At 49.8% G+C, this 23,934-nt stretch carries 25 protein-coding genes and 1 pseudogene; 18 read left to right on the forward strand and 8 right to left on the reverse strand.

The window, feature by feature from the left end; translation table 11 throughout:
• Positions 1–373 (forward strand): annotated as a pseudogene (locus tag AACR41_RS05975) (photosystem II D2 protein (photosystem q(a) protein)); the annotation flags it as partial.
• An 81-nt stretch (positions 374–454) separates the two neighbouring features.
• Here the strand turns inward: AACR41_RS05975 and AACR41_RS05980 are convergent.
• The gene (locus tag AACR41_RS05980) at positions 455–1,909 is read right to left on the reverse strand and encodes a carotenoid oxygenase family protein (protein WP_030007287.1); all 1,455 of its coding nucleotides are present in this window, start codon (positions 1,907–1,909) and stop codon (positions 455–457) included.
• Positions 1,910–2,035: 126 nt separating this feature from the next.
• Between AACR41_RS05980 and AACR41_RS05985 the strand changes: the two genes are divergently transcribed.
• Positions 2,036–3,340, forward strand: coding sequence for an ABC transporter substrate-binding protein (locus AACR41_RS05985; protein ID WP_030007288.1), 1,305 nt, complete (start codon positions 2,036–2,038; stop codon positions 3,338–3,340).
• 80 nt (positions 3,341–3,420) lie between these two features.
• On the opposite strand, the gene AACR41_RS05990 is transcribed toward AACR41_RS05985, so the two are convergent.
• A complete protein-coding gene (locus tag AACR41_RS05990; RefSeq protein ID WP_030007289.1) occupies positions 3,421–3,918 on the reverse strand; it encodes a pentapeptide repeat-containing protein in 498 nt (165 codons plus the stop codon).
• A 122-nt stretch (positions 3,919–4,040) separates the two neighbouring features.
• On the opposite strand from AACR41_RS05990, the gene trpD reads away from it, so the two are divergent.
• Positions 4,041–5,075: an anthranilate phosphoribosyltransferase gene (trpD, locus tag AACR41_RS05995; protein WP_030007290.1), complete on the forward strand. Its 1,035-nt coding sequence runs from the start codon at positions 4,041–4,043 to the stop codon at positions 5,073–5,075.
• Between the two features lie 106 nt (positions 5,076–5,181).
• Positions 5,182–5,784 carry a hypothetical protein gene (locus tag AACR41_RS06000; protein ID WP_030007291.1) on the forward strand — a complete coding sequence of 201 codons (603 nt, stop codon included), beginning with the start codon at positions 5,182–5,184 and terminating at the stop codon, positions 5,782–5,784.
• Between the two features lie 21 nt (positions 5,785–5,805).
• Here AACR41_RS06000 and AACR41_RS06005 read toward each other — a convergent pair whose 3' ends face one another.
• Together AACR41_RS06005 and hemL are read right to left on the reverse strand one after the other, a co-directional pair.
• Complete coding sequence (locus tag AACR41_RS06005) at positions 5,806–7,068, reverse strand: pentapeptide repeat-containing protein (RefSeq protein ID WP_030007292.1); 1,263 nt, start codon at positions 7,066–7,068, stop codon at positions 5,806–5,808.
• A gap of 129 nt (positions 7,069–7,197) precedes the next feature.
• On the reverse strand, positions 7,198–8,496 hold the full coding sequence (hemL, locus tag AACR41_RS06010; protein ID WP_030007293.1) for a glutamate-1-semialdehyde 2,1-aminomutase: 1,299 nt from the start codon (positions 8,494–8,496) through the stop codon (positions 7,198–7,200).
• A gap of 225 nt (positions 8,497–8,721) precedes the next feature.
• On the opposite strand from hemL, the gene AACR41_RS06015 reads away from it, so the two are divergent.
• The 8 genes from AACR41_RS06015 (at position 8,722) to AACR41_RS06050 (ending at position 15,853) form a co-directional block, all read left to right on the forward strand.
• Positions 8,722–8,964: a 2Fe-2S iron-sulfur cluster-binding protein gene (locus tag AACR41_RS06015; protein ID WP_012307806.1), complete on the forward strand. Its 243-nt coding sequence runs from the start codon at positions 8,722–8,724 to the stop codon at positions 8,962–8,964.
• 474 nt (positions 8,965–9,438) lie between these two features.
• Positions 9,439–10,971 carry an ammonium transporter gene (locus AACR41_RS06020; RefSeq protein ID WP_045442089.1) on the forward strand — a complete coding sequence of 511 codons (1,533 nt, stop codon included), beginning with the start codon at positions 9,439–9,441 and terminating at the stop codon, positions 10,969–10,971.
• 744 nt (positions 10,972–11,715) lie between these two features.
• On the forward strand, positions 11,716–12,234 hold the full coding sequence (locus tag AACR41_RS06025; protein WP_030007295.1) for a phycocyanin subunit beta: 519 nt from the start codon (positions 11,716–11,718) through the stop codon (positions 12,232–12,234).
• 105 nt (positions 12,235–12,339) lie between these two features.
• Positions 12,340–12,828, forward strand: coding sequence for a phycocyanin subunit alpha (gene cpcA / locus AACR41_RS06030; protein WP_012307809.1), 489 nt, complete (start codon positions 12,340–12,342; stop codon positions 12,826–12,828).
• Between the two features lie 118 nt (positions 12,829–12,946).
• Positions 12,947–13,819 carry a phycobilisome linker polypeptide gene (locus AACR41_RS06035; RefSeq protein WP_012307810.1) on the forward strand — a complete coding sequence of 291 codons (873 nt, stop codon included), beginning with the start codon at positions 12,947–12,949 and terminating at the stop codon, positions 13,817–13,819.
• 178 nt (positions 13,820–13,997) lie between these two features.
• Positions 13,998–14,240 (forward strand): phycobilisome linker polypeptide, encoded by a 243-nt coding sequence (locus AACR41_RS06040; RefSeq protein ID WP_012307811.1) that lies wholly within the window; start codon positions 13,998–14,000, stop codon positions 14,238–14,240.
• A gap of 136 nt (positions 14,241–14,376) precedes the next feature.
• Positions 14,377–15,183, forward strand: coding sequence for a HEAT repeat domain-containing protein (locus AACR41_RS06045; RefSeq protein ID WP_030007296.1), 807 nt, complete (start codon positions 14,377–14,379; stop codon positions 15,181–15,183).
• Between the two features lie 52 nt (positions 15,184–15,235).
• Positions 15,236–15,853 carry a HEAT repeat domain-containing protein gene (locus AACR41_RS06050; protein ID WP_030007297.1) on the forward strand — a complete coding sequence of 206 codons (618 nt, stop codon included), beginning with the start codon at positions 15,236–15,238 and terminating at the stop codon, positions 15,851–15,853.
• Between the two features lie 57 nt (positions 15,854–15,910).
• Here AACR41_RS06050 and bioU read toward each other — a convergent pair whose 3' ends face one another.
• The 4 genes from bioU to AACR41_RS06070 form a co-directional block, all read right to left on the reverse strand.
• Positions 15,911–16,897: a (S)-8-amino-7-oxononanoate synthase BioU gene (gene bioU / locus AACR41_RS06055; RefSeq protein WP_030007298.1), complete on the reverse strand. Its 987-nt coding sequence runs from the start codon at positions 16,895–16,897 to the stop codon at positions 15,911–15,913.
• A gap of 73 nt (positions 16,898–16,970) precedes the next feature.
• Positions 16,971–17,459 carry an acyl-CoA thioesterase gene (locus AACR41_RS06060; protein ID WP_012307817.1) on the reverse strand — a complete coding sequence of 163 codons (489 nt, stop codon included), beginning with the start codon at positions 17,457–17,459 and terminating at the stop codon, positions 16,971–16,973.
• Positions 17,460–17,501: 42 nt separating this feature from the next.
• Entirely contained in the window at positions 17,502–18,062 is a 561-nt protein-coding gene (locus AACR41_RS06065; RefSeq protein ID WP_030007299.1) for a gamma-glutamylcyclotransferase, read from the reverse strand.
• A gap of 49 nt (positions 18,063–18,111) precedes the next feature.
• Positions 18,112–18,453 (reverse strand): histidine triad nucleotide-binding protein, encoded by a 342-nt coding sequence (locus AACR41_RS06070; RefSeq protein WP_012307820.1) that lies wholly within the window; start codon positions 18,451–18,453, stop codon positions 18,112–18,114.
• Here AACR41_RS06070 and AACR41_RS06075 point away from each other — a divergent pair.
• The 6 genes from AACR41_RS06075 to AACR41_RS06100 all read left to right on the forward strand — a co-directional run bounded on the left by AACR41_RS06075 (position 18,452) and on the right by AACR41_RS06100 (position 23,919).
• Entirely contained in the window at positions 18,452–18,589 is a 138-nt protein-coding gene (locus AACR41_RS06075) for a hypothetical protein (RefSeq protein ID WP_157072221.1), read from the forward strand. The two genes, AACR41_RS06070 and AACR41_RS06075, sit on opposite strands and share 2 nt — an antisense overlap.
• Before the next feature lie 446 nt (positions 18,590–19,035).
• A complete protein-coding gene (locus AACR41_RS06080) occupies positions 19,036–19,233 on the forward strand; it encodes a DUF2949 domain-containing protein (protein WP_012307821.1) in 198 nt (65 codons plus the stop codon).
• Between the two features lie 193 nt (positions 19,234–19,426).
• The gene (locus tag AACR41_RS06085) at positions 19,427–20,404 is read left to right on the forward strand and encodes an ABC transporter ATP-binding protein (RefSeq protein ID WP_030007300.1); all 978 of its coding nucleotides are present in this window, start codon (positions 19,427–19,429) and stop codon (positions 20,402–20,404) included.
• Positions 20,405–20,473: 69 nt separating this feature from the next.
• Positions 20,474–21,376 carry a hypothetical protein gene (locus tag AACR41_RS06090; RefSeq protein WP_030007301.1) on the forward strand — a complete coding sequence of 301 codons (903 nt, stop codon included), beginning with the start codon at positions 20,474–20,476 and terminating at the stop codon, positions 21,374–21,376.
• Between the two features lie 20 nt (positions 21,377–21,396).
• On the forward strand, positions 21,397–22,167 hold the full coding sequence (locus tag AACR41_RS06095) for a hypothetical protein (RefSeq protein ID WP_030007302.1): 771 nt from the start codon (positions 21,397–21,399) through the stop codon (positions 22,165–22,167).
• Positions 22,168–22,242: 75 nt separating this feature from the next.
• Entirely contained in the window at positions 22,243–23,919 is a 1,677-nt protein-coding gene (locus tag AACR41_RS06100; protein ID WP_030007303.1) for a hypothetical protein, read from the forward strand.
• Positions 23,920–23,934: the final 15 nt, after the last annotated feature.

Consider the following 23,934-nt stretch of genomic DNA (forward strand, 5'->3'; position numbering starts at 1 on the left):
AAATACCTTCCGAGCGTTTGAGCCGACCCAGGCAGAAGAAACCTACTCGATGGTGACCGCAAACCGTTTCTGGTCTCAGATTTTCGGGATTGCGTTTTCCAACAAGCGTTGGTTGCACTTCTTCATGTTATTTGTGCCTGTAACTGGCTTGTGGATGAGTTCTGTGGGAATTGTGGGTTTAGCATTGAACCTGCGTGCCTATGACTTTGTATCCCAGGAAATCCGCGCGGCGGAAGACCCCGAATTTGAAACGTTCTACACGAAGAATATTCTGTTGAACGAAGGTATGCGTGCATGGATGGCACCGCAAGACCAAATTCACGAACAATTTGTATTCCCTGAAGAAGTTCTACCCCGTGGTAACGCGCTCTAAGAACATTTTTCAAAGATTCAATTGTTTAGCCCTTACCCTCCAAGTTGGAGGGTTTTTTCTTGGAACTTTTACTTCGGAATTTTAAAGAGCGGGCTGCCATTTGCCATGGAAGCTGGGGGGAATAATTTCAGGAAATTTTAGGATACAGAGGGGTTCAGCCTCCAGGCGATCGCCACCGTAGATTCTGAGTTCACTCCGGTTAGCTGGGGCATTAAAGACAACAGTTAAGAGCCAGATTTCATCGGGATTCTGGGGATTTTGGACGGGGATGGGTTCGGAGGGGTAATGGTTGGCGCCCATATCTGCCATGGTGAAGGTTTCTGTACGGTGGTCAAAGGCGGCGATCGCATTAATGATCTCGTGACCAATATCTGATTCTCGGCGGTGGACACCCATAAAGGTTTTGGGCCAAGGCTGCCCGGTGTGGGATTCGAGGGTGATCGGAAATTCACAGGAGCGATCGCAAATTTCGTAGGCTTCGATGACCTTTGCTGTTTTCGGTGCCAGTCGGTAGCGCCAGAGGGTGCCCTTTGTATAGGTGTGAATTTTACCTTGGGGAATTTCCACAAACTGCTGGTTGCTGGCAAAATCCGGAAACCGCACCATTTCCAGCACAATTTCGCCATGATCATCAACATAGCCATTGGTAAAGTGCCACTGGAACCAAGCCTCCTGTTGGCAAAAGCTAATCGGTTGGAGGCTGTGGCGATCAATGATCACAATCGTCGTTCCCAGTTCTGGCCGCCACTGAAGGGCATCGCTAACGGTTTTTAGGCCCAATAGCGTCGGCACCAGCTGCAAGCGCACCGGCGGAATACAAAACACGAGGTAATCTCCGGCCAAGACAAAATCATGCACCAGCGGCAATCCCTTTAAGCCTGGTACAGAAAAATGAGTCTGCTGTGAAATTTCGCCCTGGGGGTGACAACGGTAAAGCTGGAATGTCGCCTTGGGGCCGAAGGTCACGCCAAAATTGTAAATTTCCCCGGTTTCAGGCTGGATTTTGTGGTGGGCCGAAAAGGTATCACTAGAGTGGGCAAAGCCAAGATCCATCTCTCCCAAGGTTTTAAGGGTCTGGGCATTGAGGCCATAGGGTTTCCCCCCTTCCCACAGGGCTAAAAGGCGATCGCCCAGGGGCAACACAGAAGTATTGGCTGAGTTTTTAGCAGGTTTCCCCCACCGCTGCCAAATTTTTCCTGGCGCGAGGGTGCCGTAGTTGGGATAGAGTAAGGTTTCTGCTGCTGCTTCCTGCTGAAAGTAGGGGGTTTCTACATAGCGATATTGGGCCTGGGCACCTGCTTCTGTAAAGTACACCCCTAGAATGCCACCATCGCCGTCAAACCAATGGCCCATGGCTTGCCCTCCCCGTGTCAAACGTCCGGGGCCATTGCGAAACAAGCTCCCCCGCAATCCTGGTGGAATTGCCCCCTCTAGAACGGGCAGAGATGTTAAATCAAACGGTCGGGCGGGGTTCGCAAAAAGTCGTGACCAAGCCGGCTGGGTCGATAGTTGTGGAGAATTTGGCGCAGCAACCATAGTCAGTTTTACCCTCAAGCAATGTTAACTATTGTAAATCGCCTTCTCCCCTTTCTTGGGGTTGCATCCTGGGGTTTGTGCATAAAATGAGGGAGATTTTAATCTTTTTTTGAAAAAATCTGAACCATGCAAACATCGAAATTTAATTTGGCGATCGCCCTTTCCCTGGCGGCGATCGCAACCTTCACCGGAGCCTGCCAAGACACCACTGCCCCCACCGATGGCAATGGCGAAACCAGTACAAATACTGGTGCTGAGGGCTTGAAGTTAGGCTCCCTGACGCCAACCACTGGCGACCTTTCCTCCATTGGGCAAAATATGCCGATCGCCGTAGAACTGGCCGTAGAAACAATTAACGCTTGCGGGGGCGTCAATGAGCAACCCGTTACCCTCATCCAAGAAGATTCCCAAACAGACCCCACCGCCGGAGGGGCAGCGATGACAAAGCTGGCGGAAGTCGATAGAGTCGCCGGGGTTGTGGGGGCCTTTGCCAGTAGTGTGTCTAGTGCCGCTGTTGATGTTGCGGTGCGGAACCAAGTGATGCTCGTTTCCCCCGGCAGTACCAGTCCTGTGTTTACAGAACGGGCCGCGAATGGCGATTTTGATGGCTATTGGGCTAGAACTGCGCCCCCCGACAGCTACCAAGCCCCTGCTTTGGCTGTTTTAGCGCAAAAACAAGGCTTTGAACGGGTTTCCACCGTGGTGATTAACAACGACTATGGCGTGGGCTTTGAGCAAGAATTTATCAAAGCCTTTGAAAACCTTGGGGGCACCATTGTCAACAAAGATAATCCGGTGCGCTATGACCCGAAAGCCGCCACCCTCGATAGTGAAGCGGCAGCCGCTTTTGCCGGGGAACCCGATGCCGTCCTTGGGGTGCTCTACGCAGAGACTGGTAGTTTATTGCTCAAAGCCGCCTATGAACAAGGCTTAAGCGAAGGGATCACTGTTCTATTAACCGATGGCGTCTACAGCGAAGACTTTACCCAACAGGTAGGTACGACCGCCGCTGGTCAGTCAATTATTGCGGGGGCTCTAGGGACGGTTCCCGGTGCGGATGGCCCAGCTTTAGAAGCTTTTACAGCTCTCTGGCGCGAAAAAACAGGTAAGGAGGTTACGGCCTATGTGCCCCATTCCTGGGATGCGGCGATCGCCATGATGTTGGCCGCCGAAGCAGCGGATGTAAATACTGGCGAAGGCATTAAAAATTACCTCCGGGAAGTTACCAGTGGGGACGGCCAAGAAGTGAGTGATCCCTGTGAGGCGATCGCCCTTGTCCGCGAAGGCCAAGCGATTAACTACCAAGGTGCCAGCGGGAACGTTGACTTTGATGAAAATGGTGACGTGGCTGGAAACTACGACGTTTGGACCGTTAATGAAGATGCCAGTCTCTCGGTGATTGATACCGTTAACCCCCTAGAAGCCCTCTAGGGTTGCCTGGGATACAACATAAAAAAGGGGGAGCATTTCCCCCAGTTCATCCCCATGAAAATCGAATGTTCGGGCTTTGATTAACAACCCAAAGAGTCAGCCGTGGCAATGCCCGTCACCGGATTAACCCCTGTGGCGGCGGCACAGAGCTTTTTCTGTTGTGGCCCATCTAACACGGCAAAACTGAAATCTGCGCCATCAATCTTGGCATTCTCAAAGGTAGATCGCAGGAGAATCGCCTCCACAAAAATCGCATCGGTCAAATCGGCCCCAGTAAACTTGGAGAGATAGGCGATGCCATTGGTAAAATCGGCCCCGTGGAGGTTGGTCGTTTCCAATAACGTGCTGTTAAAAACAGCCCCCCGGAGATCACTGCCGCTTAAATCTGCGTTGGTAAGGTTCACCTGGGAAAATTCAACCCCCTGGAGGTTTTGCCCCGCAAAATTGCTGCCGGCGAGATCTTCACTGTCGATCGCCGACCGGGATGTGGCCGCAGGACTGGCCCCGTAAGCCGGTGTCCCCCAACAAAGCCCGAAAATGACGAAACCTAAAACAACAATGCGCGCTAAAACCTTCATAACCCTCAACTCGCCTGACATTTAACAAAATTTTTCCAAAGGATATTCTAAAAGATTCTCGGAAAGGGAGGAAATCCGATAGAGTTTTTGGAAAACCTCTCTAGCACGTTTGCCTCGAATCTATGACAACTCCAAATTGGTCTGCTCTCCTCCAACAACTTATCAATGGCGAATCCCTAAGCCAAACCCAAGCCTCTCAACTCATGGAAGGTTGGCTACAAGAGGCGATTTCTCCAGCCCTATCTGGAGCTATACTTGCGGCCCTACAAACAAAGGGGGTTTCGGCTGATGAGCTGACGGGGATGGCCCAAGTGCTCAAAGCCCAATCCCGACAGCAACAGCTGTTAAACCATGGGCAACCGGTGATTGATACCTGCGGCACCGGGGGAGATGGTTCTTCTACCTTTAATATTTCGACTGCGGTGGCCTTCGTGACAGCAGCCGCTGGGGTAAAAGTTGCCAAACATGGTAATCGCTCAGCTTCGAGCAAAGTCGGCTCTGCGGATGTTTTAGAAGCCCTGGGGGTCAATCTTGGCGCTCCTACGGAAAAAGTCCATGGGGCCCTTGATGCGGTGGGCATTACGTTCCTGTTTGCCCCTGGCTGGCATCCGGCGATGAAAAGTGTGGCCCCGATCCGCCGCGAACTCAAGATTCGTACAGTGTTTAATCTGTTGGGGCCGTTGGTCAATCCCCTCCAGCCCACAGGCCAGATTATTGGTGTTTATGATTCACAGTTTATTGAACGGATGGCCCAAGCGCTCAATCAACTGGGAACCCCTAAGGCGATGGTGCTCCATGGTCGGGAAGGCTTAGATGAAGCGGGTCTTGGGGATAAAACGGATTTGGCCCTTGTAAATGATGGTGCAGTCACGACTAGCGTTTTAGATCCAGTTGCTCTGGGTTTAACGCCTGTTTCCTTGCAAGCGTTGAAGGGCGGCGATGTGCCTGTAAACCAGGAGATTTTAACGAATATTCTCCAGGGGAAAGGAACCCAGGCCCAACGGGATGCGGTGGCTTTGAATGCGGGGTTGGCGCTCCAGGTGGCGGAAGTGGTGCCCTGGGGGGATCATCTCGCGGGCGTTCAAAAAGCCCAGACGGTAATGGCTAGTGGGGCAGCTTGGGACAAACTCCAGACCTTAGTCAATTTCTTAAAATAATTTTTATGGCGATCGCCGCCCTGGAAAATCTAGCGCCAATGGTTGTGACTACCACAGTTAAATTTTCACCGGAAAACCATATACCAAGGATGAATCCCCTTTTTTTATGACTGCCCAAGCCGACATTTTGACCCGTGCTGTTCTTTTGAATTCGCAGCGGCGACCTACCCCAGAGGCCCTCACGGCACAGTTGCTTGGCCTGGAAAAAACAGCAAAACGGGAGAAGCGGACTTATCCTTTTGTTTCTCTCTTGGGTACCTGGCAGCTCACCTTTATTACGGGCACCAAAAAAGCCCAAAAACAAGCGGGAAAAGTGCTGGGTCAGGGACGCTATTTACCCCAGTGGGTCACGGTGGCGATCGCCTATGCTGCCCAGACGGAGCAAGACCCAACAACGAATTGGCAGCGGGGCAGCGTTACTAACAACGTTCACTTGGGGCCACTGCATTTATCCTTAACTGGCCCGGTGAAATTTCAGACCCAAAAACGCTTACTCGCCTTCGACTTTACGCAAATAACCGTAAGCTTGGGTGGGTTGAGGCTTTATCGAGGCCAAATCCGGGGCGGTGAAACGGCTAGGCAAGATTTCTACGAAACAACCATTGGAAAACAGGCCTTTTTCAGTTACTTTTACGTCTCCCCTGATGTGATTGCGGCCCGTGGTCGTGGTGGTGGTTTAGCCCTCTGGGTTAAAGCTGAAACGAGTTAGACAGTTACTTTTACAGCTAATTTAACGGCCCAACTTATTCGGAATTCCCTCGCAGCCCCCAGGAACCGTGGCCCGACTTTTTTCGCCGCACCAAGCACAGCAATAGTAACGTAGCTCTTCATTCATACGCTTTACGTTTGTAAAGTCAACATTTTCCACCACGGCCCCCGTATATTCGCCAGTGCGATAGTTGGGTAACTTTGCTTTAATGCGGGGACTCGCCGTTTCAAAGGGGCCATAAAAGAAAATTGTGCCTTTCACGTCCGCCAGCTGCAGATTTGCATCCACCAAAATGGCGCGAGAAAGATTTGCCCGGACTAGGTCGCAGTTTTGTAAGTTCGCCCTGACTAAATTGGCTTCACTGAGCTCTGTCCAGCGCAAATCCATGTTGGCGAGATTTGCTCCTGCCAGCATTACCCCTAAATCAATGACGCGGACGCCCCATTCTCGGTCTTCGGCATAGCTACCCGTACCATCGAGGATCGCACGCCCCAAACGACCATCCCGCTTCAGGGGGGTCAAAAATCGGGATTGGGAAAGAAATCGCAGAATTTTTGCTTTCCCACCAGCATCAACACTGCTCAAAATGGCGGCGGTTCTCCCTTCGGCGATCGCCCTTTCTTGGGGCCAGTCTTCTAAAAGTCCTTCTTCGTTCAGGGCGAGGTCAGAAATCCCTTGGAAATAGGTGTCAATGGTTTGCTGCTGGGTAATGCGGTTTTGTTGGATGGTCAAATCACGGGAGATCACGTATTGTTCCCAGGCGACATAGACGGCCAGCACAGCGATCATAATTTGGCCCAAAGCCCCTACCCAGTCCGCCCAGGAGCCAAATTCATCCCAGACAATCTGGTTGAGCCAATGGCTCACCAATCGATAGAAACCGAGAAATCTCAACAAACTGGCGATCGCCACCACAAAAGCCACTACGCCAATGAGGGTGCGACGTTCTTCGGGGGTCAAAAAAGTCCCTAGCCAATTTTTTAGGGAGGGCAAAATAATCCGTAATGAGAGCAAGAGAGTGACGAGGGTGCCGGATAATCCAAGCCAAAGCCAATGGCTTAATAACCCCAACATCGTCACGGCGATCGCCGTTGAAATGAGCCAAGGACTACCAGGATCAATTTTGCGCAGATAAAAGTGCCGTGCCGCCAAATCCGAACGGGGTGGTGGAATTTTTACCGGTTGAGATCCCGCCTGCTCCGAGGCCGTTGTTAATTCAGATTTGGGAGACTTTCCCTCAAGCTCAGTCCCCTCAGATGCTGGATTTGGTTTCCCTTGGCTCATAAACCCCTGAAAACAGAATTTTTAAGCAATTGTAGCGGATTCTTTCTCTAGCAATCCCTAGAAAAATTCCCCCTTTCGTGACAGAAAGAGGGAACACCATATCTCAAAAATAGAACCGAAATTTAGGCTTTAGAGATTATTCAAGACCACTTTAGCTGCGGCCAAGGTTTTTTCAATATCTTCATCGGTGTGGGCAAGGGAGGTAAAACCAGCCTCAAACTGAGAGGGGGCAAGATAAATTCCCTGTTCCAACATCCCACGGTGATAGCGGCTGAACTTGTGTAAGTCCGATTTCTTCGCATCTTCGTAATTACGGACAGGTTCTCCCGTGAAAAACATGCCGAACATACCACTGATGTTACCACCCGTGACTTCATGACCCGCTTCCCGGGCAATGCTCAACAAGCCATCAATTAACTTTTTCGTGATGGTTTCCAATTGCCCATACATGCCAGGACGTTGGAGTAACTCAAGGGTTTTAATACCCGCTGTCATCGCCAAGGGGTTCCCTGAGAGAGTGCCTGCCTGGTACATCGGCCCCGCCGGAGCCACCATGGACATAATGTCTTTGCGGCCACCATAGGCTCCCACAGGCAGCCCGCCACCAATCACTTTACCCAGGGTGGTGAGATCTGGGGTTACGCCAAATTTTTCTTGGGCACCACCATAGGAAATTCGGAAGCCTGTCATCACCTCATCAAAAACCAGTAAGGCGTCATGTTCCTTGGTAATTTCCCGCAATCCTTCGAGGAAACCGGCATCGGGAACCACAAACCCAGAATTACCGACCACAGGCTCTAGGATCACCCCGGCAATTTCACCGGGATTTTCTGCGAATAATTTTTTGACCGCTTCAAGGTCGTTATAAGGGGCAGTTAATGTGGCGGCAGTGGTGGTTTTGGGCACACCAGGAGAATCAGGTAAACCGAGGGTTGCCACCCCAGATCCGGCCTGCACCAGGAACATATCAGCATGGCCATGGTAGCAACCTTCAAATTTGATGATTTTTTCTCGCCCCGTGAAAGCTCGCATCAAACGTAACACCGACATGCAAGCTTCCGTACCGGAATTCACAAAGCGCACCATTTCAATGCTGGGAACTGCATTGATCACCATTTCAGCCAAGATATTTTCTTTGAGGCAAGGGGCACCAAAGCTTGTTCCTTTTTCGAGGGTTTCCCGGAGTGCTGCATTAACTTCATCATTGGCATGGCCGCAGATGGCTGGCCCCCAAGTGCCCACATAGTCAATGTACTCGTTGCCATCGACATCCCAAACGCGGGAGCCTTTGACGCGATCAAAAACAATGGGCTGTCCGCCAACGGATTTAAAGGCCCGCACCGGGGAGCTAACACCACCAGGCATCAGCTTTTGGGCGGCACTAAAAATCTCTTCGGATTTGGTTGTGTTTAAGGCTGTAGTCACCAAACGTTTCTCCTTGTCGCAAATTTTCTTAAAGCTTATTTTTGTTAAAATGAGTGGCCCTGATGGCTTTGTGGAAAGCATCCCAATGCAGGGAGCCATTATAACGGATTATCATTTTACGCAGTAACGGTCCCTAAAATGTTTTCCGCTGGAATTCTTGTCGCCTGTGGTTAGTGGGGATTTCCTAGTTTAGTTTATTGTCTTCAACTCCTGGAGTTTTACGCTTTTATGTCCGCGATCGCCGTTCACTTTATGCCCAATGATGTTACTGTCACCGCCACCGCAGGGGAACCGATGATCGAAGTAGCACGGCGGGCTGGGGTGGCGATCCCCACAGGCTGCTTGATGGGCTCATGCCATGCTTGCGAAGTGGAATTAGACGATGGTACAAATCTCTGTGCTTGCATTAGTGGCATCCCTGGCGATCGCCCTGAGATCACCATTCATCTCTTCAGTGATCCCGTTTGGTAAATTGCAGCAGTCTTAGAACAGACCTTCCAAAAAGCCTGTGTCGTAAGGGTTAGAGCTATTCTAATTCTCCCTTTAATCTGTCTGAAGCGTATCATTTTATACAGAATGTTAGTGGTAAACATTTTAAAAACCAGGGTGCCTTAGAATAACCGCAATCAGTCCTTAAACTTGCGTTGGGATTTGATTTTTTGAAAACATCTTTGCTCTGAATAAATGTCAGCAAGTCCTCAATGGTGAAAACCCCAAATCCCATCACCATGAAAACTTTAAGGCCCTTAGGTGCCAGACCGAGCTTGGTGCAGCTTCAGACCATAGATGATTTTTCGGCAACTTTCGTTGATGGCTTTTCAAAAGGTTACTTCTGCTACCATTAGCGAATTTTGCCTGTGTTATTCCATTGAGTGAATGCCTAAACAACATCTCAAACTAATGCCTAAGTCAACTTTTCAACAACGTGGATGGGCACGGGAAGACATGCGGTCTCCCCACACAACAGATAACAGTGTGGTGCTTCGTTTTGCCCGTCAGCTCTCCCGTCATTTCTCCCCTGCCTGGCTTGCCTGTATTCCCTTAGCGGCGATTATCACCGTCGTTTGGGGAACTGCAGCAATGGCACAATCCGACGCCGTCGATGCCGCAGGTCAAGTCCAAATTATCCTAGACACGATCTTCCTGTTGATTGCGTCCGTCCTTGTTATTTTCATGAATGCAGGGTTCGGAATGCTTGAAGCTGGTTTTTGTCGTCAAAAAAATGCGGTCAATATCCTCTCCAAAAACTTGATCGTCTTCGCCGTTGCCACCATTGCTTACTGGGCAGTTGGTTATGCCTTTATGTATGGCGATGGAAATACTTTTATCGGTCTGAAGGGCTTTTTCTTCAACGGTAGTAGTATTCCCTACAGTGGAGATGGTAGTGAATGGTACATCGAAGAAGTTATTGATGGTGAAACAGTTCAAATTCTTCAGTTCGTACCGGAAAGTGTCTCCTTCCTGTTCCAGGTTGCCTTCGCCGCCACCGCTGCCACCATCGTCTCTGGGGCTGTCGCTGAGAGGATTAAATTCGACGCTTTCTTGATTTTCAGCTTCCTTTTAGTGGCGATTTCCTATCCCATTACAGGTCACTGGCAGTGGGATGGCGAATGGCTGTCTGCACTCCCTTTCCTCGGTGTGGATGAAGAAGGGGCTGCTTTATTTGGTTTCCATGATTTTGCTGGTTCAACCATTGTTCACTCCGTTGGTGGTTGGGCTGCCCTTGTGGGTGCTGCAGTAGTCGGGCCTCGCCTCGGCAAATACCGTGATGGTCAAGTCCACGCCATTCCTGGTCACAACATGAGTATTGCGACCTTAGGCTGTCTAATTCTTTGGATTGGCTGGTTTGGTTTTAACCCCGGTTCTCAATTGGCAGCAGATGCTGCGGTGCCTTACATCGCAATCACTACAAACCTTTCGGCTGCAGCTGGGGGAATCACCGCAACCGCAACCTCTTGGATCAAAGATGGGAAGCCAGACCTGTCTATGATTATTAACGGTATTTTGGCTGGTCTCGTTGGGATTACAGCCGGTTGTGATGGCGTCAGTTTCTTTTCTGCTGTGATCATCGGGGCGATCGCCGGTGTACTCGTCGTCTTCTCTGTGGCCTTCTTCGATGCTATTAAAATCGATGACCCCGTTGGTGCGACCTCTGTACACCTCGTCTGCGGTATCTGGGGAACTCTTGCCGTTGGTCTGTTCAAGATGGATGATGGGGGTTTATTCACTGGCGGTGGCATCCAACAGCTGATTGCCCAAATCGTCGGTATCCTATCCATTGGTGGCTTTACCGTCGCCTTTAGCTTTATTGTTTGGTATGCCCTATCGGCAGTCCTTGGTGGAATTCGCGTCGAAAAAGACGAGGAACTCCGGGGTCTCGACATTGGTGAACACGGCATGGAAGCTTACAGTGGCTTTGTTAAAGAGTCCGATGTTATCTTCCGAGGGACTGCCACTGGTTCCGAAACCGAAGGATAAATCCTCCCAGGAAATCCTTAAAACAATCTAAAGAAATTTTTCCTAACCTTCCTTACCCAAGGGAGGTTTTTTATGTGAGTTCACATTTTGTTACGTTACCCAATCAATACTTAAGCCGCTCAAAAAGTCTGACCTAGAGAAGGAAAGTCCATGAGTATATCGACTCATTAATCCGGTCTTTCCGCTTGGTTTCCTGAGTTGATTTTCTGTGAAATTTTGGAAATTCAGAGATCTAACCTTAGGGGGAGTCCACTTAAAAACGGCTCTGCTCAACCCTGCAAATGCCCTACTCTTCTTCTGTCTAGCCCAAGCACTCCCTGAGAAAATTAGCGGCGATCGCCTATAAACATGAAGTTTTGTGACAGATCTTTTTACAAGATGTAATGTTTAAATGCCGGCAGACGTTGTATAACATTTACCTAAGATTAAGAGTCACTCGCAGTACTCCTTAGAAACCCCATAGGTTCCAAGGAACTAGCATGAACTTTATCTGGCAACTTTGAGAATCTGAGAAATTCAATGAATGTAAAGTTTCTTAAATGCCAAGGTGAAAAACAAGCAAAAATAGCTGACACTCTTAATTGGCTTTGGGGATTAAGTTTCCAACTCGAAAACAAAACCTTTTATCGACTCTAAGATTTTGTTTTCAGCAAGAGAGCCCCTCAGCACTTGCTTCACTCTTGTTAGTAAGCAAACCGCACAAAATAAATCCCACTCATCAAAATATAAGTAGGAGATAAAAACATGTTTGATATTTTTACCCGGGTTGTTTCTCAGGCTGATGCCCGAGGTGAGTTCATTTCTAGCGACAAGCTCGAAGCTCTCAAAAAAGTTGTTGCCGAAGGTACCAAGCGTTCTGATGCCGTAAGCCGCATGACCAACAATGCGTCTTCCATCGTTACCAACGCTGCTCGTCAACTCTTCGCTGACCAGCCCCAACTCATCGCTCCCGGTGGAAATGCTTACACCAACCGTCGCATGGCTGCTTGTCTTCGCGACATGGAAATCATCCTCCGTTATGTAACCTACGCAACCTTCACTGGTGATGCGTCTGTACTCAACGACCGCTGCCTCAATGGCCTCCGTGAAACCTACGTTGCGCTTGGTGTTCCCGGTGCTTCCGTTGCTGCTGGTGTACGTGCAATGGGTAAAGCTGCTGTAGCGATTGTTATGGATCCCGCTGGTGTAACTGCTGGTGACTGCAGCTCTCTCCAACAGGAAATCGAACTCTACTTCGAAACTGCTGCAAAAGCTGTTGAATAATCTTTTTTAATTCAACTCTGACATTTTTCGTTTTAAGTCTTACCCATATCGTAAGGCGCCCTTTTAAAGAAAATTATTGATAATCCATAGGGAGATAATCTGACAATGAAAACCCCTCTTACCGAAGCAGTAGCACTCGCTGATTCTCAAGGCCGTTTCCTCAGCAACACTGAGCTCCAGTACCTCTATGGTCGTCTTCGTCAAGGTGCTTTCGCCCTTGAAGCGGCTCAAACGTTGACTGCAAAAGCTGACACCCTCGTTAATGGTGCTGCTCAAGCGGTTTACAGCAAGTTCCCCTACACCACCAGCACTCCTGGCAACAACTTCGCTGCTGACCAGCGCGGTAAAGACAAGTGTGCTCGTGACATCGGTTACTACCTCCGCATGGTTACCTACTGCCTAGTTGCTGGTGGTACCGGCCCCATGGATGAGTACCTCATCGCTGGTGTTGACGAAATCAACCGTACTTTCGATCTTTCTCCCAGCTGGTATGTTGAAGCTCTCAAGCACATCAAAGCAAACCATGGTTTGACTGGCGATGCTGCTACTGAAACTAACAACTACATCGACTACGCAATTAACGCCCTCAGCTAATTTTGCTTAGTCTAGGCCCGGATGGGTAAGTGGTTTTCAGCTTAAGTGTTGGGTTCTACTTACTTCTCCGGGTCTTGCTCTATCTAAAAACATTGGTTTAACAAGGAGTATTAGGCAAATGCCAGTTACTGTCGCTGCCTCTCGCTTGGGAACCGCTGCGTTTGACCAATCACCCGTCGAACTGCGCGCTAACTATTCTCGAGATGATGCACAAACCGTCATCCGCGCCGTTTATCGCCAGGTTTTAGGCAATGACTATGTCATGTCTTCTGAGCGTTTAACAGCTGCGGAATCTTTGTTCACGAATGGGTTTATTTCCGTGCGGGATTTTGTCCGTGCCGTGGCCCAGTCTGAGCTATATAAAGAAAAGTTTTTATACAACAATTTCCAAACCCGTGTGATTGAACTGAACTTCAAGCACTTGTTGGGTCGGGCTCCCTACGATGAAGCGGAAGTGATTGAGCACCTCGATCGCTATCAAAATGAAGGGTTTGAAGCTGATATCAATTCTTACATTGATAGCGCTGAATATACGGAAAACTTCGGGGACAACATTGTGCCCTACATCCGTAGTTATGTTGTTCAAACTGGACATCGTACCGTTGGTTTTACCCGGATGTTTAGTCTGCAACGGGGTTATGCCAACAGCGATCGCGCTCAGATTGCGGGGAATGCTTCTCGCTTAGCCCAAGAGCTCGCTCGTAATACTACCTCTGCGGTGGTTGGGCCTTCTGGTGTTAACGAAGGTTGGGCTTTCCGGTCTGCGGCTGATGATTATCATCCTGGTCAATCCCTTGGTGGTTCCACTGGCTTGAGTGCAGATGACCAAGTTGTTCGGGTTGAAGTTGCTGCGTTGTCTACGCCCCGTTATCCTCGGATTCGCCGTAGCAGTCGCGTTTTCTTCGTACCGGTATCTCGTCTGTCTCAGAAGCTGCAAGAAATTCAGCGGATGGGCGGTAGAGTCGCCAGTATTTCACCTGCTGGCCAGTAAAGGTTAGAGGTCTCGTTTTCGCGTGATCTCTAAGTTGTTACCGGAGTGGGTAATTGATGAAAATCAGGGACAAAATTTGAGAGGGGGTCTAAGCTTCTCGATTTTGTGCCTGGTTTTGGCGACTTTACCTTAAGCGTTTATTGTACATAAATCTTTTACGGAGTTCCAAGAAAGAACCATGTTGAGTCAATTTGCGAATGGAACGGAAGCGGCTTCGCGTGTTTTTACCTACGAAGTGCAAGGGCTGCGCCAAACAGAAGAAACAGACAATCAAGAATACGCCTTTCGTCGCAGTGGTAGTGTTTTTATCAATGTGCCCTATGCTCGGATGAATCAAGAGATGCAACGGATTTTGCGTCTAGGCGGCAAGATTGTTTCGATTAAACCTTATACGGGTGCGACTGCTTCTGACGAGGAATAATTTTGTTGTTTCTTTCTGTCGCTGAATAAGCTTAATAACATTGTTGTTTTGAATATTTTTTCTAGACGGGGTAGCAGTGCTTTGGTTTTAGTGCTGTTGCTCCGACTTGTTGTGGGGGCTATTTCAAGGAGAATTTATGTCGGACTGGCAGATGGCTGAGGCCTGGACCCTAGAGGAGGCGATCGCCAACATCCAACAAACGGAAGATACAGGTAAACGCTATTATGCGGCTTGGTGGTTTGGCAAGTTCCGGGTGCAGGATGAGCGGGCCGTAAATGCGTTGCTAGCAGCGTTAAAAGATGAGACGGATCGGTCGCCGGATGGAGGTTATCCCCTACGTCGGAACGCAGCAAAGGCGTTGGGCAAGCTGGGCAATCCGGCAGCGGTGCAACCGTTAATTGAGAGTTTAGAAAGTCCTGATTATTATGTGCGGGAGTCGGCGGCCCAATCGTTGGAGATGTTGGGAGACCGGCAGGCAATTCCCGCGTTACAAGCGCTACTCGCAGGTGGCGTTGCGGCGGCAGTCAAGGCTGAGGGCAAACCCCATTTAGTGCAGCCCTATGAAGCGGTGATTGAGGCGTTAGGGACGATTGGTGCTACGACGGCGATCGCCGAGATTGAGCCATTTTTAGATCACGAATTCGCAAAAATCCGCTACGCAGCACTACGGGCCTTATATCAACTGACCCAAGAAGCCCATTACGCCGAACAGTTGATGGAAGCCCTGAACGGAAATCAGTTACAGTTGCGACGGTCTGCGCTGTTAGATTTGGGCGCTATCGGCTATGTTCCGGCGGGTCAGGCGATCGCCAAAGCCTATGCCGAAAATAGCTTAAAGTTAATTTCCCTCAAGGGCATTCTCGAATCCCATTTACAACGGACAGCCGCAACCCTCGATGCGGACGGTTTACAATTGCTCGAATTAATGGATAGTCTGCTCTAGGAACCTTTAAACCAAATCCCTACATTTTTTGCGATCGCTAATTTCTGAACCCATGACCGTCGACGTTTTAATTCGTGCCGTTAACAACCCCACCTCAGCCCAAGACCTGGTCAAAAATGTGGCGCAACTCGCCGCAACAAAAGATGAACAAGCCATTCCAACCCTAGTAGACGTGCTGAAATTTAATAATCCGGGGGCGGCTGTCGCGGCGGTCAATGGTTTGATCAATATTGGCGAGGCCGTTGTACCCTACCTGCTCGAAAATGTCGATGGCTATAACTACGGGGCGCGGGCATGGATGCTACGGATCTTTGCCGGGATTGGTGACCCCAGAGCCTTAGACCTGCTAATTGAGGCGGCGAATAAGGATTTTGCTTTTAGTGTGCGGCGCTCTGCGGCCAAAGGGTTAGGGAATATTCAATGGCATAAAGTGCCAGATTCTGAGCGAGAAGTGCAGCAGCAAAAGGTCTGTGACTGTCTATTCCTGGCCCTTGAAGACGGAGAATGGGTGGTTCGCTATGGGGCGATCGCCGGACTAGAGGGTTTGTCGCAAGCCATTCCAGAAGCTAAAAAAACCGTCATCAAAAACAAACTCACTGAATTTCTCACCACAGAACCAGAAGCCGCGATCCGTGCCCGAACTCAGAAGGCCATTCTGAGTCTTCTCTAAGCAAAAAAATCCCCCTGACCCAGGAGGATTTGTGGGAATGTCATTCTCCAAGCGAAACTACTTCACAAATTGGGGCATCATATCCGCCGCCGTGAAGATGCCTGTTAAACCTTGCTTTTGCAACCAAACCCCCGTTTTGAGATAACCGAAAGCGGGGCCACAAACATTGGCGGCCATGCTAGTTTCATCCCCAAGGGTAAACGTATGGGTCGCAATCTTGCCTTCAAAGGTACGGCCCGTCAATTGCACATTGGTGCTGAGGGGTTTTTTCGGATTGCGCGTATCTACCACACCGCCGACACTAACTTGATCACGGGAACAAATCCCGGCCAATTCCAGCATGAGATCATCGGCATGTTCCATATTTTCGAGGGAAATAATGCCATTGGTTTCATCCAACAGGGCTTCAACCTCTGCATCGCTCATGGCCCGCGCTTTGTCCACATCATAACCAGGCATGTGGGCAATATCTTCCCGGATGGTCGCCCGGTAAGCTTCCCAATTTGCAATGCCCACCCCGAAGGTGATTTTAACGCTGTGAACCTCTGCATAGCTTTGGGCCGCGATCGCCGCCGCCGCCGTCAACAAACCAGGCGTCGCGCCGCAACCCGTCATGTAGGTAATACCTGCATTTTTTACCTCGTCCTTGAGGGAGAGGATTTGTTCCATGGCACTGGTGCGCTTCAGGGCATCCACCAACACTCCTTGCCAACCAGAAGCAATAAATTGCCGGGTCACATCAGCCATAAACGTGTTGGGTAAATTCGGCAGAGCGAGGAAAAAACCATCCACTTGAGCATTAGCGATCAGATCGGCAATACTGGTTTGACTGAGGACGCCATATTCTGGCACATGACCCACAGAACCCTGCTGGTTGTAAGTGCTGATGCAGGCTTGGGTATCAAGGCCTTCAGGATTATAGATATAACCTTTATGGTCGGCAGCGGCGACGAGGCGCATTTCTGATTTTGGAGCTAGTAATCGGGCTGCAGCTTGACCGAGGCCCCCAAAGCCCAGGACACCCACGCGAATAATATTACTCATAGTGATTTTCGATAAACGTCAAAATTTTGTCTGTTAGTCCAGCATAGACTGTCTATTATCGGCAGAAATGGCCTTAAATCCCACGAATTTTCTTGAAGACTTCTTCCACGGCGGGTGGCAATTGGCGCATGATTTTGCCTTTTTCTCGGTCAACGCTAACCAGGGTCACTTGACCGGTGAAGTACAGTTCTTGCCCGTCTGGGGATTCAATGCGGTAGTCCCACTCCATGCGGACGCCTTTCATTTCTTGCATGCGGGTTTTGATAATCGCGGTCATCCCCATCTTCAGAAAACTATGGTAGCGGGTTGATAGGGCGATCACGGGTAGTTCACAACCCAGTTGAACCAGATCGGCGTAGTCGAGGCCAATGGATTGGAGACAGGCGATCCGGGCTTCCTCTAGCCATTTAATATAGGTGCCGTGCCAAACGACGCCAGCATAATCGGTGTGATGGGGATAAACCGTAATTGGATAGTCAAACCAGGGTTCACTGGTGGCATGTAAGGCCGGGGAACGGGCGATCGCCGTTGTGGGGAGTTCTTCTTGTTTAGGGGCAACCATAAAATATCAATCCTTCTTCCTAAGCACACAGCATCAAAAATTTTAAAGGGTCTGACCCCGTTGGAGACGTTTCATGTGGTTAAACAATCGCCAAGAATAGTCGCGGGAAAGGCCAGCGGTCATTGCCCCCCGCATCACAATATAAAAATACCAATCGTCTGGGGGAACTTCCTGGGGCGTTTTATTGACGACGACGTAGGTACGCACCGAGGGAAACCGCCGGCCCTGGCATTCAACGGTCACCTGGGTTTGGCGATAACCATTGGTGGGGACTTCCTCCCGCAGATCGAGCTTTTCACTGACTCGCCAGGGCAAATGGTAAAGAACGCCTTCCACATGACTACCTGCGTGGGGCACCACATCCAAAACACCACAGCTTTTGCGTTTGGGAGAAAGACGATTAAACGCCAGACGATAATTCTGTAAAATGCCCCGACCTACAACGAATTGGTGAGCATCCTCCTCGATGGTCCGGGCCAAATCGACGGGACACATACAAGACCCATAGGCGAAATAATAGAAAGCCCTGTCTGTGTGGGTGATGGTGCGGGGTTGGGACGCTGTGTGGGTTTGGAAAGGGGGCGCAGAAGGGTCAAAGGACATGGGCCGCTACCTCGAGGGAATAAAAGCCTGGGGTTTACGCTACAAGGATTTAGCCAGGAGGCCAAGCTAGGGGGCGATCGCCGAGGAGATGCAGATGGAGATGGAATACCGTTTGGCCCCCATCTTCACCGGTATTAATCACGACACGGTAGCCTTTATCGAGGTTTTCCTGGCGGGCAATCTTTTTAACGGTCAATAATAAATGACCCAAAAGCGCTTGATCTGTATCATCGGCCGCTGTCAGCATGGGAATTGGCTTTTTGGGAATCACCAAGATATGCACAGGGGCTTGGGGGTTGACATCACGGAAAGCCAGGGCTAGATCGTCCTCATAGACAATATCCGCCGGAATTTCTCGCCGAATAATTTTGCCAAAAATCGTATCGCTCATGGGCTATCGCCTTGTGAAAGTCTCTGGGGAGTTATTTTATCGGGTTGCTCGCCTGGGGCGCTTGAGTATTAAGTTCAGTGAAGCAAATCCCCGCTACCGCAAACAAACCGAAAAAGATATTAAGATTCTTGCTTAATGCAAAAAAGCACAGTAGGATATGGGCCTTAACCTTATCAGTTCCACTTTTTCGTTCACCATCGACCTAAATAGGGCCTCTAGGTTTGCCGGTGAAATTTGGTTCTTTTTATCCTAACCAATCTGGGGTTGCAAAAACAGAAACAGCACACCACAAGGGAAAAACACTCCCTATAATCGGGGAAACTTATAAAGGCTGGAGTATTGCTGAGCAGAGCATGGGTCACCTTTTTTTCACTGAGTTCCCATCTCCCTAGGCGAAATCTAACCCCTTGTAATCTCTACTACAGACTTATCAAAAATTCACCTTTAAGATAATGTTTGTTTGTCTCAAAGTCCTTTAGGATAATTTCAATTTTCCCCTCACCCCAGTCAACGCATATCCTCCTCTCCCTCACCGCTAAGTATTAGTGAAATTTCCATAAGTTATGGAGCGCAAAACCATATATGACGCCGATCACCTACTCAAAATTTATTCACTTCCTGCAAGAAGAACTGGCCATCCCTGGGGAATCTATTTCTGTGATGGAACGCCATCGGAGTAATACCTCTGCCCATCATCCTTTACCCATGGTGCTGTGGCAGTATGGCCTGGTGACCCTAGAGCAGTTAGACCGCATTTATGAATGGCTGGAGACAGCGTAAAAAGAATTCAAGCTGAATTGGATTGACCCAATCACAACGGATGATACGTGGTGCAGGTTCTCGCACGAGTGGGGCCTGCTTTTTAGTGAAAAAACCCTTGGGGAGATGCTGTTTCAATTTTGTAACGGCCCAGGGCAGCGGCGGTTAACTGTGGTTAAGCTAGGGGCAAATTGGGTTAAGAATTCCAAGGCCTATGCTTACTGCGCAATCGGCATCATCGCCACCCGTTGACCAAATGGCGATCGCCACCTTTAATTTGACGAAACAGTTTGACCGACAGGTGGCTGTGAGTGATGTGGAACTTCAGGTACAACCGGGGGAAGTGTACGGCTTGATTGGCCCTAATGGTGCCGGGAAAACCACATTAATTCGCATGCTGGCCACGGCAGAGGAACCCACCCTCGGCGAAATTTATATCCATGGCGATCGCCTCCTGCGGGACGACAGCAACCCTCACCTGAAGCAACGCCTCGGCTATCTCCCCGATGATTTCCCCCTCTACGATGACCTCAATGTTTGGGATTATCTAGACTACTTCGCGCGTCTTTATAATCTCCACCAACCCCGTCGTCGGCGTCGTTTAAGCGAAGTCCTAGAGCTGGTGCAACTTACCCACAAGCGAGACGATAAGATCGCCACCCTTTCCCGGGGGATGAAACAGCGCCTCAGCCTGGCCCGCACCATTATTCACGAACCGCTGTTATTGCTCCTGGATGAGCCGGTGTCGGGTTTAGATCCCATTGCGCGGATGCAGTTTCGTGAAATTATTAAGGTGCTCCAGGAAGCTGGCATGACCATCCTGATCTCCTCCCATGTCCTCAGTGATTTGGCAGAACTCTGTTCTTCTGTGGGCATTATGGAATTGGGTTATCTCGTCGAGAGTACCTCCCTAGAGGATTTGTATCAGCGGCTCTCCCGGCAATATTTAGTGGTTAGTACCCTGGATAACCTAGACGGACTCGTGGGGGAACTAAAGCAGCAGCCCCTGGTTCGGGGTTGGGAAAGCTGCGCCCCCAACCGTTTGCAAGTAGAATTTGCGGGAACTCCCGCAGAAAGCACGGCACTTTTAAAAGATCTCATCGCCGCGGGAATCCCAGTGTCTGAGTTTTATGGCAAAACGGAGGATCTAGAAAGCATTTTCCTGAAGCTGGGCCACCAACAAACAACCTAGTAGTGGTCGCTTAAATTTATGTTTGCCTACATTTTTTAATCGTTTATTGATCCCTATCTCCAAAACATCATGGTTTTTCATCAATGGCTAGACCGCATCGGTGACTGGAATCCTCAGCTTTTTCGGGAGCTAAAAGGCCGACTGTCTAAAAAAGCCCTCGGCTTAGTGGCGATCGCCTCTTTTTTCACGCAGGGAATATTTTATTTAAGTCTGAGAATCGCCCTCCCCAGTGCTGGGATTAGCACCACCAACCATTACTGCATTGGTCGCGCCCCGGCAGACTTTGATCCCAATAGCCATTTAATCCATAGCCAAAACTTTTGTGTGGCTGATGCGACGGGAAATCTAAACCTAAATTGGCCCCTGTGGTGGACTGATCTGTTTATTACCCTTAGTATGGTGGGATTTTTCGTGGCGCTGCTAGGGGGCGTTTATTTACTAATCCAAGATTTGGGCAAAGAGCAAAAGGCAGGCACATTAAACTTCGTCAAATTGAGTCCCCAGTCGGCCCAGGCGATCGCCATTGGCAAGATTTTAGGGGTTCCCAGTCTCATTTATGTCGGTCTGGCCTTGGTTTTCCCCTTACACTTTTGGGCCGGACTCAGGGGCGGCATTCCGTTGCCATTAATCCTGCTTTTCTACGGTGTGATCACAGCTAGTTACGGCTTTTTCTACAGTGGTGCGGCGCTGTATAGTTTGGTGAATCCAACCCAACCCGCCCTGAAAGCTTGGTTAGCGACGGGGGGACTTTTTTACTTGATGATGGGGAGCACGACGTTTCTCCTCCAGGAAAATAGCCACGTCGGCAATCTCATGGATGGCGTCAATTTGTTTAATCCGCTGCATATGTTGGTGTATTTGGGTCAAGCCAGTGCCGCTGCGGAACAACTGCTTACGTTTAATTACGATAGCCTCGCCGATGTTTCTTTTTTCGGGTTTATCTTTGGGAGAATGGGGCGATCGCCGCTCTGATTTATCTGTTGCTTTATGGAATGGGGATCTACTGGTTTCTCCAAGCGTTCCGCCGGAAATTTCATTATCTCAATGGCACCCTCCTTAGCAAGAAACAGAGTTATGGCTTAACGGCGTTGCTTACCATTTTTGGGCTTGGCTTTACGGTGCAATCTCCCCTGGGGGCGATCGCCAACCACAACGATTGGTTATTTAATTTTCTGCTGCTTTCCCTGGCCGGTAGTTGTTACTTATTTACGCTGATGGCGGTGCTTTCGCCGTCGTTCCAGTCCCTCCAAGATTGGAGCCGTTACCAAAAAGGAGAATGGCAAGATTGGTTCTTTGGGGAACGAAGTCCTGCCATTGGTGCAGTGATGATGAATGTTGCCATTGTCACCGGGGCGATCGCCTTGGCTGTGGCTGTGATTGTTGCTTCTCCCTACAAAATCTCCTTTGCGCTTGGGGTGGTGATGCAGGGCTTAATGGTTGTTCTGCTTTGTGTTGTGGCCCAGCGGGTACTCCTGAAAAAAGGCAAGCGGCAAGGCATCGGCGCCACGATTCTCGTCACTAGTGGGGTGATTTTGCCCTTCATTTTCCTCGGCATTAACGGCGTTAACCCAGAATTACAGGCGGCCCCTTGGTTCTGGACAATTATCCCGATGGTCGCCACTGAAAACGCCAGTTTAGCCAGCATTTTTCTCACCATTTTGGGCCAAATGGGGGCGATCGCCGTGCTGCATCGGGTTGTGGGTCGCCGGATTCAGCAGCTTAGCACCTCAGAGCTAAAGCAAACCCTGACCCCAGCAGGTTAATCCCTAAATTACCTGAAGTCTCGTCGGTCGAAAATGCTTCTCCCTTGCTAAGAACCATAATCCCAGGTATCAACCATGGATAGAATCCTCAACCCCCTCGGTGATTGGAATCCCCAACTTTTTCGGGAATTAAAAGGCCGCTTCACCCGTAAAAATGTGGCGATCGCCTTTGGTCTTGCTTGCTTTACCCAATTCTTCCTGTACCTTTTCTACCTGGGGGAATTGCCAAATGCCCTGGTTGATCAACCCTACAACCGTTACTGCACCGGCCCGGAAGATGACTACTGGCGGTTTACCTATCAATGTTTGAGGGATGGCAACGACTGGCTGATCAACTGGCAACTGTGGCATTTTGATGTGTTTGTGGCCCTGACCCTGATCGGCCTGGGGATTCTCTTAGTGGTTGGTACCCATTTAATTGGGGCCGATGTCGCGAAGGAAGAACAACGGGGCACCCTGGGTTTTGTGCGCCTCAGTCCCCAACCCGTCTCAAAAATTTTGCTCGGTAAACTGTTGGGAGTGCCTAGCCTGATTTATGTTGGTTTAGCTTTTGTCCTGCCCTGGCACCTGTGGCTCGGTTTTCAAGGTGGCATTGCTCTGGGTTGGCTAATGGTGCTTTATGGGGTGGCGATCGCCGCTAGTTTCACGGCCTTTACGGGGGCGGTTCTATGGAGTTTCGTAGGACGAGAACTCTTAGGGGGCTTTCACACCTGGCTCTACAGTGGTGGCCTCGGTCTCTATCTTTTTGGGATGACTGTAGCTTGCTTTGAGGATAATTTTCCCAGCTACACGCCTTTCGATTGGGTGCGAATCTTCTATCCGGGCAATGTCTTCTATTATCTCGTCGACCAGAATTCCCTCGCCCCGGAAACCATCGGTTACTTTTTGCCGCACAACTGGTTTCAGACCCAATGGTACGGCTCTTCCTTTTGGGTGATCGGTCTGGGTGGCCTTGGATTTATGGCGATCCATTATGTTCTCCTCGGGGTCTTGGCTTGGCAAGGGATTCGACGGCGTTTTTATGATCCCCAGGCCACGATTATCACCAAAGCCATGGGTTGTGGCGTCGCCATTAGCAGCACGATTTTCATGACGGGGTTTGTTGGGGCCGGCGATCGCCCCGAACGTCTTTTTGCCAATTTCCAAACCCTACAAGGCTTCTATTGGGTGGTAATGTTGGGGTTAATTCTTTTGTTGACACCGACCCGGCAGCGGGTACAGGATTGGGCGAGATTTCGGCATCAAAATACTTCTCACCGACGGTTTAAATGGTCTTTTTTCAGGGAGGATCGATCTCCGGCCCTAGGGGCGATCGCCTTGATGTTGCTCCTCACCACAGGCTATCAAATGGCCCTCGTCCTCCTATCCTCCATGCCCAGCCAAAAATTGTTGGTGATCACAGGTTTAGGGCTCCAGGGAAGTTGTCTTTTCCTTCTAGCAGTTTTAACCCAATGGATTTTTCTCCGCCGCCAAAAACGGGCCGTTTGGTTTGGCGTTGCCGTCATTGGGCCTAGTGTTGTCCCTTTTATTCTTTTTACGGTCTTCCATGGACGCTTTACCTTGCCCATTACCCTTGGTCTTTTTTCAGCGTTCCCCCTCGGTGCCGTTGCTCTAGCCGTGCCCAGTATGGTGATCTGGAGTGCGATCGCTCAGTGGGGCATGATTCTCGGCTGTCTTTGGGGATTGCAACAACAGATCCGACGCCTCGGACAATCTGACCTGAAAACTTTTCAGGTAACCCCTACCGAATAATCTAAAACATGTTAT

It is taken from the genome of Picosynechococcus sp. NKBG042902, from assembly GCF_963864045.1.
GTDB lineage: Bacteria > Cyanobacteriota > Cyanobacteriia > Cyanobacteriales > MRBY01 > MRBY01.

Bases quoted from the DNA above. Each gene is read 5' to 3' on its own strand.
- bioU (WP_030007298.1), bottom strand. From the start codon at position 16,897: ATGAGTAATATTATTCGCGTGGGTGTCCTGGGCTTTGGGGGCCTCGGT.
- AACR41_RS05980 (WP_030007287.1), bottom strand. From the start codon at position 1,909: ATGGTTGCTGCGCCAAATTCTCCACAACTATCGACCCAGCCGGCTTGG.
- trpD (WP_030007290.1), top strand. From the start codon at position 4,041: ATGACAACTCCAAATTGGTCTGCTCTCCTCCAACAACTTATCAATGGC.
- AACR41_RS05985 (WP_030007288.1), top strand. From the start codon at position 2,036: ATGCAAACATCGAAATTTAATTTGGCGATCGCCCTTTCCCTGGCGGCG.
- AACR41_RS06045 (WP_030007296.1), top strand. From the start codon at position 14,377: ATGTCGGACTGGCAGATGGCTGAGGCCTGGACCCTAGAGGAGGCGATC.
- AACR41_RS06040 (WP_012307811.1), top strand. From the start codon at position 13,998: ATGTTGAGTCAATTTGCGAATGGAACGGAAGCGGCTTCGCGTGTTTTT.
- AACR41_RS06025 (WP_030007295.1), top strand. From the start codon at position 11,716: ATGTTTGATATTTTTACCCGGGTTGTTTCTCAGGCTGATGCCCGAGGT.
- AACR41_RS06000 (WP_030007291.1), top strand. From the start codon at position 5,182: ATGACTGCCCAAGCCGACATTTTGACCCGTGCTGTTCTTTTGAATTCG.
- AACR41_RS05990 (WP_030007289.1), bottom strand. From the start codon at position 3,918: ATGAAGGTTTTAGCGCGCATTGTTGTTTTAGGTTTCGTCATTTTCGGG.
- AACR41_RS06015 (WP_012307806.1), top strand. From the start codon at position 8,722: ATGTCCGCGATCGCCGTTCACTTTATGCCCAATGATGTTACTGTCACC.
- AACR41_RS06070 (WP_012307820.1), bottom strand. From the start codon at position 18,453: ATGAGCGATACGATTTTTGGCAAAATTATTCGGCGAGAAATTCCGGCG.
- AACR41_RS06100 (WP_030007303.1), top strand. From the start codon at position 22,243: ATGGATAGAATCCTCAACCCCCTCGGTGATTGGAATCCCCAACTTTTT.
- AACR41_RS06095 (WP_030007302.1), top strand. From the start codon at position 21,397: ATGGGGATCTACTGGTTTCTCCAAGCGTTCCGCCGGAAATTTCATTAT.
- AACR41_RS06050 (WP_030007297.1), top strand. From the start codon at position 15,236: ATGACCGTCGACGTTTTAATTCGTGCCGTTAACAACCCCACCTCAGCC.
- AACR41_RS06020 (WP_045442089.1), top strand. From the start codon at position 9,439: ATGCGGTCTCCCCACACAACAGATAACAGTGTGGTGCTTCGTTTTGCC.
- AACR41_RS06075 (WP_157072221.1), top strand. From the start codon at position 18,452: ATGGGCTATCGCCTTGTGAAAGTCTCTGGGGAGTTATTTTATCGGGTT.
- AACR41_RS06065 (WP_030007299.1), bottom strand. From the start codon at position 18,062: ATGTCCTTTGACCCTTCTGCGCCCCCTTTCCAAACCCACACAGCGTCC.
- cpcA (WP_012307809.1), top strand. From the start codon at position 12,340: ATGAAAACCCCTCTTACCGAAGCAGTAGCACTCGCTGATTCTCAAGGC.
- AACR41_RS06080 (WP_012307821.1), top strand. From the start codon at position 19,036: ATGACGCCGATCACCTACTCAAAATTTATTCACTTCCTGCAAGAAGAA.
- AACR41_RS06005 (WP_030007292.1), bottom strand. From the start codon at position 7,068: ATGAGCCAAGGGAAACCAAATCCAGCATCTGAGGGGACTGAGCTTGAG.
- AACR41_RS06035 (WP_012307810.1), top strand. From the start codon at position 12,947: ATGCCAGTTACTGTCGCTGCCTCTCGCTTGGGAACCGCTGCGTTTGAC.
- AACR41_RS06060 (WP_012307817.1), bottom strand. From the start codon at position 17,459: ATGGTTGCCCCTAAACAAGAAGAACTCCCCACAACGGCGATCGCCCGT.
- AACR41_RS06085 (WP_030007300.1), top strand. From the start codon at position 19,427: ATGCTTACTGCGCAATCGGCATCATCGCCACCCGTTGACCAAATGGCG.
- AACR41_RS06090 (WP_030007301.1), top strand. From the start codon at position 20,474: ATGGTTTTTCATCAATGGCTAGACCGCATCGGTGACTGGAATCCTCAG.